This window comes from Halalkalicoccus sp. CG83 (assembly GCF_037081715.1).
In the GTDB taxonomy this organism is placed as follows: domain Archaea; phylum Halobacteriota; class Halobacteria; order Halobacteriales; family Halalkalicoccaceae; genus Halalkalicoccus; species Halalkalicoccus ordinarius.
Map to the genome: position 1 here is coordinate 2,474,478 of NZ_JAZDDH010000001.1, position 12,892 is coordinate 2,487,369.

Annotated in this window: 10 protein-coding genes; 1 reads left to right on the forward strand and 9 read right to left on the reverse strand. The window is 66.0% G+C overall.

From position 1 onward, the window contains the following. Positions 1–85: 85 nt before the first annotated feature. From V0Z78_RS12895 to V0Z78_RS12935, 9 genes are all read right to left on the reverse strand, one after another. Positions 86–277 (reverse strand): DUF7576 family protein, encoded by a 192-nt coding sequence (locus V0Z78_RS12895; RefSeq protein ID WP_336345042.1) that lies wholly within the window; start codon positions 275–277, stop codon positions 86–88. Continuing rightward, positions 277–582 carry a HalOD1 output domain-containing protein gene (locus V0Z78_RS12900; RefSeq protein ID WP_336345043.1) on the reverse strand — a complete coding sequence of 102 codons (306 nt, stop codon included), beginning with the start codon at positions 580–582 and terminating at the stop codon, positions 277–279. The genes V0Z78_RS12895 and V0Z78_RS12900 overlap by 1 nt, the downstream gene beginning before the upstream one ends. Before the next feature lie 122 nt (positions 583–704). After that, a complete protein-coding gene (locus V0Z78_RS12905; RefSeq protein ID WP_336345044.1) occupies positions 705–2,030 on the reverse strand; it encodes a nickel pincer cofactor-dependent isomerase, group 22 in 1,326 nt (441 codons plus the stop codon). A 556-nt stretch (positions 2,031–2,586) separates the two neighbouring features. Then, positions 2,587–4,422, reverse strand: coding sequence for an IucA/IucC family protein (locus V0Z78_RS12910; RefSeq protein WP_336345045.1), 1,836 nt, complete (start codon positions 4,420–4,422; stop codon positions 2,587–2,589). Between the two features lie 4 nt (positions 4,423–4,426). Then, positions 4,427–5,812, reverse strand: coding sequence for a lysine N(6)-hydroxylase/L-ornithine N(5)-oxygenase family protein (locus V0Z78_RS12915; protein ID WP_336345046.1), 1,386 nt, complete (start codon positions 5,810–5,812; stop codon positions 4,427–4,429). After that, a complete protein-coding gene (locus V0Z78_RS12920; RefSeq protein WP_336345047.1) occupies positions 5,809–6,465 on the reverse strand; it encodes a GNAT family N-acetyltransferase in 657 nt (218 codons plus the stop codon). The genes V0Z78_RS12915 and V0Z78_RS12920 overlap by 4 nt, the downstream gene beginning before the upstream one ends. Continuing rightward, positions 6,462–8,288 carry an IucA/IucC family protein gene (locus tag V0Z78_RS12925; protein WP_336345048.1) on the reverse strand — a complete coding sequence of 609 codons (1,827 nt, stop codon included), beginning with the start codon at positions 8,286–8,288 and terminating at the stop codon, positions 6,462–6,464. Before V0Z78_RS12925 ends, V0Z78_RS12920 begins: the two co-directional genes overlap by 4 nt. Beyond that, entirely contained in the window at positions 8,285–9,772 is a 1,488-nt protein-coding gene (locus V0Z78_RS12930; protein WP_336345049.1) for a pyridoxal phosphate-dependent decarboxylase family protein, read from the reverse strand. Before V0Z78_RS12930 ends, V0Z78_RS12925 begins: the two co-directional genes overlap by 4 nt. Next, positions 9,769–11,142 carry a diaminobutyrate--2-oxoglutarate transaminase gene (locus tag V0Z78_RS12935; protein ID WP_336345050.1) on the reverse strand — a complete coding sequence of 458 codons (1,374 nt, stop codon included), beginning with the start codon at positions 11,140–11,142 and terminating at the stop codon, positions 9,769–9,771. The genes V0Z78_RS12930 and V0Z78_RS12935 overlap by 4 nt, the downstream gene beginning before the upstream one ends. Positions 11,143–11,887: 745 nt before the next feature. On the opposite strand from V0Z78_RS12935, the gene V0Z78_RS12940 reads away from it, so the two are divergent. Beyond that, positions 11,888–12,598 carry a hypothetical protein gene (locus tag V0Z78_RS12940; protein WP_336345051.1) on the forward strand — a complete coding sequence of 237 codons (711 nt, stop codon included), beginning with the start codon at positions 11,888–11,890 and terminating at the stop codon, positions 12,596–12,598. Positions 12,599–12,892 lie beyond the last annotated feature (294 nt).

The window sequence follows — 12,892 nt, forward strand, 5'->3', positions numbered from 1 at the left end:
TTGTAGTATATAATAAATTGTGCTGGGAAGGGACGGCCGCCGCGAGGCGGCGGCCCGGCCGGCGAGGGGATACGCGAGTCGCGCGTCACTCCTTCGACCATGCGTCGCGACAGGCCTCCGTACAGAACTGGACGAGCACGAACTCGCCGTCGGCATCTCGAGCGGTATCGACGGGGTGCCACTCGTCGGTCTCGATCCGATCACCGCAGTTGACACACCGTTCGACGTCGTTTCCGTCCGTGGACCCGTCCGTTCGCTCGCTCCGGTCTCGTATCATCACCCCTCGACGACGGCCTCCAACCCGTTTCCGGCGACCGTCGCCGTAACGGCGCCGCCGTCGGCGCGCGTTACGGTCACCTCACAGCCGGCCAACTCGAAGGTGACGCGCCCGACCATCCGGGATTGACCGCCGTAGGTGTCCGCGAAGAGCCGATCCAGCGCCTCGGGATCGATCGAGTTCGCGAGCGGCTCGAGTCGGAGCGGATCGACGCCCCTCGCGTCCGCTACCGCGGCAACGACGGCCATGCTCGGCGTTCGGGTCTGCGTCTCCACCTCGATCGAGGTTCGTTGGATCTCCGTCATTCTTACACCGAGTAGACTCCTCCCGACCATAGCAGTTGGAGCTACGCTAGAAGCCGTCGATCGTTCGGGTGGCTACGTATCTAGATCGAGGGGTCACGACCCGGACCGCGTCGGCTCCGGTCTCACTCCGGCGAGGGGGCAACGAACTCCCCTTCGTCGTCGAACCCGACGGGGGCGGGCTCGTCGACGACCCGGAGGTCGTCGCGGTCGCGGGCGGCCTCGATCAGCGGCTCGGAGGCGTAACACCGCTTCAGGCGCATCGTGTCAGTGACCCGGAGGACGCGGGCCTCGTCACCGGTCACGGGGCCGATCGTTCCGAGGGCGGCGATCAGTCCCGCCCGGTCCGTCTCGACCACGGGCGGGAGACGGACTCCGCGAACGGTGCTCGCGGTGATGGCGTTGATCAGCGACTTCGAGCTATCGAGCCCCGCCAGGAGATCGCGGTGGGCGAAGTCCGCCGCCCCCATCCCCATCGCGTTCCCCTTCGTCCAGTCGGTGAAGCCGCGGACGTAGATCCGCTTCACGTCGGGGGACTCGGGTTCGGGCTCGTCGATGGTGAAGTGTCGGCGACCGGTGACGTTGGTGTCCATCCCCTGGCCGCTGACGTCCTTGCCGATCCGATCGACGACGAGCACGTCGACGGCGTCGAACGGGAGCGTCGGCATGAGCTCCTGCGCCGTCTCGAGGAGTTCGGCCTCGCGCCGCAGGAACCCCGAGGGCGGGATCCCCTCGATCAGGGCGGTGTCGTCGTGCTGGTCCTCGACGACGGCGACCCCGCCCGCGACGGGGAGCTCCTCCAGCAGTCGCTCGGTGATCTCGGGGAGCATGTTGCGGAGGCTCCAGTCGACGGCCCAGTCGTGAGCGGTCTTGGCGCCGGCCTGCTTGCCCATGCCGATGACGAGCATCTTCGAGAGCCCACTCTCGACCTCGCCGCCGAAGTCGGTGTGGGGCTTGATCCGGTTCACGGGGACGATCGCGTCCGCCTCGACGGCGTGGGCGTCGGCGTAGACCGGCACGTCCCGTTCGGGCGTGCGTCCGATCTCGACGACGTCCATCGTCGCGCGGATCTCACAGCCGATCGAGTCCTCGGTGACGCCGAGGGTCGCGAGCTTCTCGCGTTGGCCCTCGGCGGTCGCCCCGCCGTGCGATCCCATCGCCGGAAAGACGAACGGCTCGTAGCCCGATTCCCGGACGCCCCGGACCGTGCCGGCGACGAGTTCGGAGAGGTTCGCGATCCCTCGGCTGCCCGCGCCGATCGCCACCTCGCCGCCGTCCGGGACCCCCTCGAATTCCAGATCGGCCACCGCCGTCGCCGCCCGGTCCTCGACCCGCTCGGTCGGAATCGGGTCCGCGTCCCAGATCTGTTCTATGACCCCCATCTGAGGAAGCGTTCCCTCGCCACAGGCCTTCCGAACGGTCTCCTCGGCCACCGTGAGATCGTTGCTCATGTTTGGCGGAGAAGAGTGTGCCCGGCGGCATAAACGCGCGGGACGTGCGGCCGCCGACGCCGTCGCGGTCGTGGCACGCCGATCGAACCGCACCGGCCCGTCGGTGACGTCTCGGGGTTCGTCCGATTCGCCGCTCCTCGGGACTCGCCGTTCTCCCCGAGGAGGACGGATCCGAAAGGTTATTATCACGTATTACAATGCGATCATACGGTACCGACGGGTCACGAAGGGTGAATGGATGAGCTCCCTGCGTTCCCGGTTACGGTCGTTCCCGTCGGCGCCGGCGGGCGTTCCGTCCGCTACCAGTTTTTGACGCTCGTCGAACGGGAGAGCGATTCGCGGACCGAACGGACGCCGTCTCCGGCGGAGGAGAGGGACGAATACGGCCTTCGTTCCCCCTCTCGACACCGGAGGTGCGGAGGGATCTAGCGAGGGTTCGTCGGCGACGAGGGTGAGGGAGGGGCTGCTGGCGCTCTACCGGTTCATCGACACCGATTCGCTGGACGAGGTGATCGCACTCGGGAGGCACAGATGGTTCGCAACCGTCCGCTCCGAACTACTCGTCGGTAACACCTGGCTGTTTCGCTCTCTCGGGAACGACGTCCCGGACTTCGTACAGCGCGTTCGTGACCGTCCCGTGCTCGGAGGCGTGCGGGCGACCGGGTGCGTCGTCGTAGCCGTACTCGAAGATCCGGTTGCGGTTGAGGGTGAGCTTCGTGAACTCCGGCTGGAGCAGGTCGAACAGCTCGAAGCGCTCCTCGAGTTCGGGGAACCGGGCCTGGTAGTCGAGGATCGCCTCCCGGGCATGGGCCCAGAACCGCTCCTCGGGATACTCCTCGTGGACCTCGAGGACGTCCGCGACGTAGCGGAGCACGCAGACGAACAGCCCGGAGAAGATGAACTGACAGAGACCCTCCGGCGGTTCCTTTCGAAGCACGGCGTGCATCTCGTCGGGAAGCGCCTCGAGTTCGGGCAGGGACCGATCGCTCACGTTCACGTCGTCGACGAAGTCCTTGACCGCCAGCCGCGTCGGCACGCCGTCCTCGACGATCAGGATCGTGTTCTGGCCGTGTGGGGAGAACACCGTTCCGTAGCGGTAGAGGAAGTGAAGTAGCGGCGGGAGCACGGTGTCGAAGAACTCCTCGAGCCACTCGTCGGTGGTGAGGCCGGAACGCTCGACGAGCCGGGAGACGTACGGCTCGCTCTCGCCGTCGACGTGCATGAGCGCCGAGAGCGTGACCGCGCGCTCGTTCTCGTCGAGGAACGTGTAGATCGACTCCCGCCAGACGGTCCCGAGCAGCTCGTGATACTGGTACGGCGAGTCCTCGATGTCGGTGAACGTCGAGTGATCGTAGTTGATCCCGGCGATCTCGCCGGGCAACACCAGTCCCTGGTCCTGGAGGAACTCGTCGTCCTCGTAGATCCCCTGGATGTACTCGGTGACCGTCGGCGCGAGCTCCGTCCGTTCGCCCGGCAGCCCGCGCCAGACGAGCGTGTTGAGGATGCGCATCGGTACCTTCACGTGGTGTTTGTCCTCGTCGTCGAGGTTGACGAACGTGCGGACCGACTGCTGCGGGAGGTACCGATCCGGTCCTTCGCCCAGCGGGACGATATCGTCGCTGGCGATGTCGTCGGGGAACAGCGGGACGACGCTGTTGTCCCACTGCCAGTCGTGAACCGGCAGGAAGTAGTAGGCGTCCGGATCGAGCCCCCGATCGGTAAGCCGGTCCCGGAACGTGCCGTAGGTATCGCCCAGTTCGCTCCGGACGAGCGCGTCGTGGTCGACGTCCTCGGTGCCGACGAACGTCGCCTTCTCCCGACTGACGGCGGCCCAGGAGAGGGTCACGGGTTCCTTTCGCTCCGGAGCGTAGCGCCTGTAGTCGTCGTATCCCCAGCCGAGCCGGCCCTTGTTGTAGGTGATCCACGGATGGCCGTCCATCTCGCCCTCGAGACGGGCGTAGTCGAGTTCGAGCGGGTCGAACTCCTCCCGGTCGCGCTGGCGGGCCTCGACGTGGGCCTCGGCCAGCAGCGTGCGCTTGTACTCGCGGACGAGGTTGCCCTCGGTGAGTCCCTCGAGCTCGGTCGCCTCGCCCAGGTCCCGCAGCAGGCGGAGCGGATCGTCGAGGGACTCCCACGCGTCATCGTGCCGTTCGACGGTCCCTTCGTGGACGTGAACGCTGTCCATCAGCCGTTCGGTCGCCTCGAAGCGGTACGCCGCGTCGGCGAGATCGAAGCGATAGGTGACGCGCTCATCGCCGGCGTCGACTCGTCGTGGCGTGAGGATCTCCTCGTAGGTGAACTCCTCTACCATCTTCGTCAGAAGACGGCGTTCGACCGTCTCCCAGATCTCTGCGTCTAGCGCGTTCCGTCGGGTGGTGTCGTTCGGATCCATCGTACTAATCGTCCTGCGTCGGCGTCGTGCTCGCGGTCGATTCGCTCCCACGCTGGGAGGCGCCTGGCGCGCGGTCGACGAATCGGTCGACCGAGAAGTCCTGGTAGACGGTGTCGGTGTCCGCAGGGTAGAGCTCGTGGCCGACCAGCCGGTTGACGAACGTCGCGTTGCGATGACAGCCAAGCCCGAGATCGGGAACGCCGACGCCGTGGGTGTGGAGTTCGGCGTTCTGGAGGAAGACGTCCCCCGGCAGGTCGATCTCGAGTCGGTGGTCCTCGGTCACGTGGAATCGTCCGCGATCGTCCCACGCGATTCGGTCCTCGAGCGGCGCGAGGAACGACGGAACGACCCGCTCGTAACCGGTGCCGAGGATCGTGACCTCGCTCTCGTGGACGAACGACTCCTCGGCCTGCCACTGGTGACAGTCGAGCGCGTACGCGTCGCCGATCGATTCGATGTCTCGGACTTCGGTCATCGCGAAGAGCCCGACGTCCGGCTCCCGGTCGCCGATCGAGCGCCGGTAGAGCAGGTCGTAGATCTCGGCGCTCGTCCCCGGGTCGATCCCCTTATAGAGCAGGTCCTGATCCGACACGAGGTCGTCTCTGACGTCCTGGGGGAGGTCGTAGACGTACTGCATGTACTCGGGCGTGAAGTGCTGGAGGCCGAGTTTCGAGTATTCCATGGGAAAGAAGCCCTCCGAGCGGGTCAGCCAATCGAGGCGGTAGCCGCCTTCGGGCTGGCGTTCCAGCAGATCCTGGAACACCTCGGCGGCGCTCTGGCCGGAGCCGACGACGGTGATCGAGTCCGCGTCGAGCGCGCGATCGCGGTTGTGGCGATATCGCGCGGTGTGAAAGACGTCCTCCTCGGAGTGTCCCCGAAGCGGTTCGGGAACCCGCGGTCGAGACCCGATCCCGAGCGCGAGGTGCTCTCCGCGGTACTCGAAGCGTTCGCCGGTCTCAGGGCGCTCGGCGGCAACGACGTAGTTCTCGCGGTCGTCGTCCCACCGGACGGCGATGACCTCCCGCTCGAATCGACAGCTCTCGAGACGCTCGGCGACCCAGCGGAGGTACTCGTCGTACTCCCGCCGAGGGATCTGGAACGTCTCGTAGAAGTAAAACTCGTAGATCCGTCCTCGCTCCCGCAGGTAGTTGAGGTAGCTATGGGGGTTCGTCGGGTCCGCAAGCGTCACGAGGTCCGCGAGGAACGGCACCTCCAGCGTCGCCCCCTCGAGCAGCATTCCCTCGTGCCAGTGAAACTCGGCGTCGCGTTCGAGGAAGGCGGCGTCGACGTCCTCCTCGAGGCCATCGAGCAGGGCCGCGAGGCCGAGGTTGAACGGACCGAGACCGACGCCGACGACGTCGTGGACGGATCCTTCGTCGGTCTCGATCATCGGTGTTCACCCTCGGCGTCGGCTCGAGCGGTCGCTCCGTCGGCGATATCGCCGACGTCGCCGGGCATCGCGGACTCGAAGCGCTCGCGCTCACAGACCACCAGAACGGCGTCCTTCTCGGCCTTCTCGAAGCGAAACTCCCTGCGGGGTTCGAACCCACAGTCCTCGAAGACGTCGATCGCGCGGTCGTTGCGGGCGTCGGGCTCCGCGATCACCCGATCGGTCTCGGGGTCGCGAAACTGCATGGCGACGACGGCCCGCAACAGCGGGCGGGCGTAGCCCCGACCGAGATACTCCTCGGGGCCGATCAGCAGGTGAACGCCCCGGTCCGTCGGCGCCGCGTCGTAGTGGTTCGCGACGTCGTCTTCGGCGGCCCGGTAACACTCCCAGTAGCTCATCGGGACGTGGTCGAGACAGCCGACGTAGGGCGTGAGGTGGTCGTCCGAGAGCTTCGAGACGAGTCGGTCGCGAAACGCCGGCACGGGAAGGTCGAGCTGCCAGTACGGTTTCACGTGTTCGCTGCCGAGCCACGCGTGAAGACGGCCGAGGTCACGCTCGAGGGTCGCCTGCCGGAGCGAAATCGTTCGGTCGATGCGTCGGTCGTGGATCTGGTAGTCGTAATCGGCCGCGATGATCGCGTCTGGTCCTGTCATTGTCGTCGATCGAATTCGGTGACGAGCGGATTGGTCACGTCAGTGTAGACTGACTGGTTCTCGAGGTCGTTCTCCAGTTCGTCGAGCCCCCGAAACCGGGTGAGCAGGTTCGCCTTGCAGGGGATCGTCGGTGACTCGAGCAGTGGTTCGAGGAAGTCCGACGAGGGGCGGTCGTACCGGTCGCAAGCGCGTTCGAGTTCCTCGCGGAGCAACCCCAGCAGCCGCCGTTCCGAGACGAGTCCGGCACAGCCGAACGCGTTGATCAGGTCGAGAACGTTGTTCAGGATCACGTAGTACCGGAGCCGTTCGTCCGCGATGGCGTCCGCACAGACGGTGTCTGCACGCTCGCCGACCCCGGGTAGATACGCATCGACCGTCGAGTGGAGCGATTCGGGGAAGTAGAACCCCTGGTTGTCCCGGTAGCGGAACGCGTCGGGGTAGCCCGCCTCGTCGAGGGTGAGAACGGAGTTCTGCTGGTGGGCCTCGAGGCCCACTCCCTGGACGAGGTAGAGCCAGAGCACCGGTCGGATCCCGATCTCGAGATACCGACGGAACCACTCCGCGCTGACCGCCTCCGTCGATCGGCCCTCGTGCTCGGCGATTCCCGCGACGACCCGGCCGAGCCGCGAGGGACCGGCGATGGCGTCCTGGCACAGCGACGCCAGGGGGGTCGCGTTCTCGGCGGCCCTACCCTGGAACGGGTTAGCCCGCAGTATCGTCTCCAGTCCCGACTCGCGGTCATCGCCGACGTCGAGCGCGAGGTACGCGGGATCGCGAACGACATCGAAGGCGGGAAATGCCGCCTCCAGTTCGTCGCCGAACTCGGTGTCGAGGAGTTCGGCGACGGCGACGCCACGCTCGAGTTCGGGGCGCTTGTTCGTCCGGACTGAATTGGTGATCGTCACGTGCAGCGACGACTTCACCATGAACGGCGCGGTCTCGCTGTAGAGCGTTCGGACCGAGGTCGTCGGGTAGAACTCCTGCCCGACTGCGCCGAGGTGTTCGAGGCCGTCGCCGAGGTGACGCCGAACGTGGGGCTGATCGAGGAGGTAGTCGGCCTGCCAGGGGTGGATCGGCAGGAGAACGTCCTCGCTCTCGACGTGCTCGGCGACGAACGACGCGGACACCGCCGGATCGTCTCGGAGGGCGTCGTTCACCCAGGTCGCGGCGCTTCGCTCGAGCGCCGAGTCGGTCGTCACGAGATCCGGCTCGGCTCGGAAGTAGTGAAGCGGGAACGAGCCCCGCAGCTCCGGCGCGTAGGTCGCCCGGTCGCGCGCCGCGATTCCCTGCCGGCTCTTCGGGGTGGGGTGACGATGGTGCCCGAAAACGAGCGCCTGCTCGGCGTCCCGGAACGACTGTTCCGGGGCGTAGAGCCGGTCGTCGTCGGCCCGTGTCGCGACGAACGACTCGACGTTCTGCTTGCTCCGGAGGACGCGCTCGAGCAGTTCGTCCGGAACGGCGTCACCGTCGCCGGCGAGCGAGAGGTCCTTCAGGACGAGCGCGGCGAGGGTCGCCGCGTCGACCGGCTGGACCGTCCCGTTCGGGAGCCGGTAGCGAACGGGCGTCACGAACAGATGTCGTTCCGTCGGTGAACGATACGCGAGCGGCGCCACCAGCTCGATGCCCTGTTCGGGGAGCATCGCCCGGAGGAGGCCGTCGGATCCGGGCTCGACGCCGACGGCACCTCCATCGAGAACGTCGTACTCGCCGGTCTCGCGGAGATAGCAGTTGAGGAGGGCGTGGACGGTCGCCGCGTCGGCCCGTTGGGCGGGATCGACGTCGGTCACCCCGTCCATTACGCGTGGATCGACGCCGGAGCTCATGCAGCCACCTCCCGGGTCCCGCTGACCGTCGTCCCGCAGTCGCGGACGGCCTCGAGAATCGCTCCGACGTCCTCGAGGGTCGCAGTCGGGTTCAGCAGGGTGAGTTTCAGGCTGGTGGCGCCGTCGACCTCGGTGCGGGCCACGACCGCCCGCCCGTCCGCGAGGAGCTCCCGCCGGACGGCGGCGTTCAGCCGGCTCGTCTCCTCGTCGGTCATCCCCTCGTGGGGTCGGTAGCGGAAGACGACGGCGTTCAGCGTCGGATCGCCGAGCAGTTCGAAGTCGTCGGCCGATCCGAGTAACTCGGCGACCTCGTCGGCCAGCGCGAGGGTCCGTTCGACGAGGGCGGCCATCCCCGACCGCCCGAGCGTCCGGAACGCGACGTAGGGCTTCAGCGCGTCGAACCGGCGAGTCGTCTGGACGGACTTCGCGACGAGGTTCGGTACCCCGCGGTCGTCGTCGGCCTCGGGGTTGAGGTAGGCGGCGTTGCGGGCCATCCACCGGAACGTCCCGCCGTCCCGAACGAGGAGCGCTCCACAGCTGATCGGCTGGTAGAACAACTTGTGGAAGTCGACGGCGACGGAGTCGGCCCGTTCGAGTCCCTCGAGGAGATCCCCGTACTCGTCGCTCACGGCGAGTGCCCCGCCGTAGGCCGCATCCACGTGGAACCAGAGGCCATGTTCGGCGGCCGAGTCGGCGAGAGCGTCGAGCGGGTCGATGCTGCCGAAGTCGGTGGTGCCCGCGGTGCCGACGAGAGCGAACGGAGCGGCCCCTCGATCCCGGAGGGCCGCGAGCGTCGTCTCGAGCGCGTCGGGCTCCATTCGACGGTCGCCGTCCGTCGGGACGGTAACGACGGCGTCCTCGCCGAGTCCGAGATGGTGCGCGGCCTGCTTCGCGGTGAAGTGGGCTTCGGCCGAGCAGAGGACCCGCAACGAGTCGGCCTCGGGGGGAAGGCCCTCGTTTTGGACGTCTCGGTCGAACTGGCGGGCGCAGTACCGATCGCGGGCGAGCAACAGCGCCTGGAAGTTCGACTGGGTGCCGCCACTCGTGAAGACGCCGTCCGCCTCCCTGGGAAGGTCGAACAGGTCACAGAGCGCGTCGACGACCCGCTCTTCGACCACCGTGGCGGCGGGCGCCTGATCGAACGAGTCGAGCGACTGATTCGTCGCCGACAGCAGCGCCTCGGCGGCCAGTCCCGGAACCATCGGCGGACACTGGAGGTGGGCTCCACACCGCGGGTTCGACGGGTCGACCGAGTGTGCCAGTACCCGTTCGGCGACCTCGTCGAGCGTCGTCTCGAGACCGCGTCCCTCCTCGGGGACGACGGGGTCGCCGAGGGACTCCGAAAGCGCGTCGGGAGCGGCACCCGAGTACGGGTCCTCGCGATCCGCGACCACGTCGAGCACGGCGTCGATCGCCTGCTTCATCGCCGCTCTGTACTCGGCGTCGCCGCGGTCGGTTCCCAGAAACAGTCCGTCCGTGCTCATGCGCTCACCTCTCGGGTTCCTTTCCGCCCCTCAAGGACGGACGCGACGGCCTCGTCGAAGATCGTCGCGATCTCGCCGATCTGTTTCGCGGAGACGATCAGCGGCGGGAGGAACCGCGCGGTGGCGCTTTCCCGACCGCCGAGTTCGATGATGAGACCGCGATCGAAACACTCGGCCTGTACGGACTCGGCGAGGTCGCCGTTCGGAGCGTGAGGACCCGGCCCGCTCCAGTCGGCATCCCGGTCGACGAACTCGACGCCGAGCATCAGGCCGCGACCGTGCACGTCGCCGATCGCGTCGAACCGTCCGGCGGTCGATTCGAGTCGGTCACGCAGGCGTGCGCCGACGCCGGCGGCGTGATCCGCGAGGTCGTGCTCGAGGACGTGATCGATCGTCGCTTCGCCGGCGGCCATCGCGAGCTGGTTGCCGCGGAACGTACCGGCGTGAGCGCCCGGCTCCCAGACGTCGAGCGATTCGTCGTAGACGACGACCGCGAGCGGCAGACCGCCGCCGATGGCCTTCGAGAGCGTGAGGACGTCGGGCGAGATATCAGCGCGTTCGAACGCGTACAGCTCGCCCGTGCGACCGAGGCCCGTCTGGATCTCATCGAGGATCAGCGGAACGTCGCGCTCGCGAGTGATGCGTCGAATTTCCCGGAGCCACTCGTCGGGAGCGGGGACGGCGCCCGCCTCGCCCTGAACCGGTTCGAGGATCATTCCGGCGGGCTCCGGAACGCCACTTCCGGGATCCGAGAGGAGTCCCTCGACGTACTGGCTGGCCGTTCGGTGCCCCTCCTCGCCGCCGATACCGAAGGGACAGCGATAGTCGGACGGATACGGGAGGTGATGGACGTCGTTCATCAGCCCTGGAATCGGCTCCTTGGCATCGGTATCACCCATCAGGCTGAGCGCGCCGTTCGTCATCCCGTGGTAGGCGCCCTGGAACCCCAGCACGCTCCGGTTTCCCGTCGCAGTCTTGACGAGCTTCAAGGCCGCCTCGACGGCGTCCGTACCGGCGGGGCTACAGAATTGAATCTTTGCGTGTTCGCTGAACTCGTCGGGAAGACTCTCGAAGAGCGAGTCGACGAACCGCTCTTTCGTCGGCGTAGAGACATCGAGGGTATGGATCGGTCGATTAGCATCCAACGTTCGTTCCATCGCCTCGATTACTCGGGGGTGGTTATGCCCGAGCGCGAGCGTGCCTGCCCCGGCGAGACAGTCGTAGTAGTCGTTCCCATCCATGTCCGTCACGCGTAGTCCTTCTGCCTCGCGGATGGCCAAGGGAAGGTGACGTGGATACGTTCGCGCGTTCGATTCCCGCTCGGCCTGTTGAGAGAGTATCGTGGCGTTTCCCGTATCCCGGTAGCTCATCGGCCGCTCCCTCCGTACCAGGTCGGAACCGCTGCGGCGGTCGTCGCTTGTATACTTGCTCGTCGCATCCGTACTTTAGGCTTGCCTAAAAGATGATAAAGGCTCCGGATTTTAGGCTAGCCTAAAGACGAACTGACATGCAAGGGGTCGGATCGATCTCAGAAAAGGGCACCGGAGGCCATCTCGAATGGACGGTACGGGATGTTCGTTCGCCGGATCACAACGGTGTATGGCGAGCCCCGCAGGGACCTTCTCGGGACGACCGCGAACGTCATCAGCGGCCGCGTTCCTGGTTAGTCGTCGATTCGCGAGCAGCAACTACGCTCGGACGACGTACCGATCCGTGCCAACGGTGTCTCTGTGGTCCGAGAGGAAGCGCTTCATCCGATGGGTCGGCGATGTCGGACCTGCTCGTGAGCTCTCACTCCTTCATCGATCTAGGACTACTGCTAACACTATTCACGCCTCTTTATGCCTTCATAAGTAATAGTTAATGATGATGATGAACACGTCATCATACTTCGTTTCACAAGGAATCAACCGGCGAACAATGCTCCAGGGAGTCGGTGCTACACTCATCGGATCGATGGCTCTTAGCGGGGTAGCTGGTGCTCGGCCGTCACATCGAGGCGCTCCCGAGACCGCAGTCGGAGAAGGAGTCGACGTCCTCGGCAGTGGCAGCGACAACGTCTGGACGTCGGCCACGGTCAACGAGGCAAACAAGCCGATACGGCTCAGCATTCGGATGACGGGAGATGCATTCGACCATCTCACCGGTCTCCCGGAGGGGGAGCACTTCCATCTCGATTTCCCCGACGTAGAGGGGTTGAACTACACGTTCGCGGGGATCGACTGGAACCCACAGGGCCACCCGCCGGTCGGCATTTGGTCCGTACCCCACTTCGACCTCCACTTCTACTTCGTGGAGGAGGCTGACGTAGAGGCCATCACCGCTCCCGGGCCGCTCCCGCTGGTCGGAGTTGCGACTTACGACCTCCCCGAGGAGCAGTTCCCCACCGACTACGTTTACGAGGAACCTCGGTTCATCATCAAAAACATGGGCGAACACATCTACAACGAGAACACGCCCGAGTTCCATCCGGGAGGGACGTTCACCCACACCTACATCTACGGCGTGTATGACCCGAGCATCGACTTGGACGAGCCGGATGGGACGGTCGATCTACCGATCGGACCGGATGGATCCACGGTCTCGGTCAACACCTACAGCGGCGATGGAACTGGCGAACTCACGTTCACCGAACCGATGATCACTGAGGAGTTCCTCCGGTCGGATCAGTTCCTCGAGCAGGGGGAAGTCAGCGTACCCGTCGAAACGCCGGCGGTCTTCCCCACGGCCGGATACTACCCGACCGAGTACGTGATCCGGTACTGCGAACGCGACGACACGTACGAGATCTCGCTCGAAGGGATGGAGTGGTTCGAGGGGCAGTAGGACCATCAGCAGCTACGACATCGAGGACGATCCGGTCACTCCCCCCGGACTGGCTGGCGATCCTAGCGTGGACTAGAAAAGGTATGGACCGGTCTTGGAGACGCCCTACTTCGTCGGGCGGAATCTCGACCCGCCTCGATCCATCCGTTCCATGTGGACTGACTCTCCGTGATGACCGAATAGCAGTCGGTATCTCTGGGGTCGAGATGGGGCTGTCACGGATGTACGTCGATACGGACCACCTGCTGACCAGTTGGCCGGAGGTCTATCCTCCTGAGTCACTAGCTGACGCAT

Excerpts from the sequence above, each read along its gene's own strand:
- V0Z78_RS12895 (WP_336345042.1), bottom strand. The coding sequence starts at position 277 with ATGATACGAGACCGGAGCGAGCGAACGGACGGGTCCACGGACGGAAAC.
- V0Z78_RS12900 (WP_336345043.1), bottom strand. The coding sequence starts at position 582 with ATGACGGAGATCCAACGAACCTCGATCGAGGTGGAGACGCAGACCCGA.
- V0Z78_RS12905 (WP_336345044.1), bottom strand. The coding sequence starts at position 2,030 with ATGAGCAACGATCTCACGGTGGCCGAGGAGACCGTTCGGAAGGCCTGT.
- V0Z78_RS12910 (WP_336345045.1), bottom strand. The coding sequence starts at position 4,422 with ATGGATCCGAACGACACCACCCGACGGAACGCGCTAGACGCAGAGATC.
- V0Z78_RS12915 (WP_336345046.1), bottom strand. The coding sequence starts at position 5,812 with ATGATCGAGACCGACGAAGGATCCGTCCACGACGTCGTCGGCGTCGGT.
- V0Z78_RS12920 (WP_336345047.1), bottom strand. The coding sequence starts at position 6,465 with ATGACAGGACCAGACGCGATCATCGCGGCCGATTACGACTACCAGATC.
- V0Z78_RS12925 (WP_336345048.1), bottom strand. The coding sequence starts at position 8,288 with ATGAGCTCCGGCGTCGATCCACGCGTAATGGACGGGGTGACCGACGTC.
- V0Z78_RS12930 (WP_336345049.1), bottom strand. The coding sequence starts at position 9,772 with ATGAGCACGGACGGACTGTTTCTGGGAACCGACCGCGGCGACGCCGAG.
- V0Z78_RS12935 (WP_336345050.1), bottom strand. The coding sequence starts at position 11,142 with ATGAGCTACCGGGATACGGGAAACGCCACGATACTCTCTCAACAGGCC.
- V0Z78_RS12940 (WP_336345051.1), top strand. The coding sequence starts at position 11,888 with ATGACGGGAGATGCATTCGACCATCTCACCGGTCTCCCGGAGGGGGAG.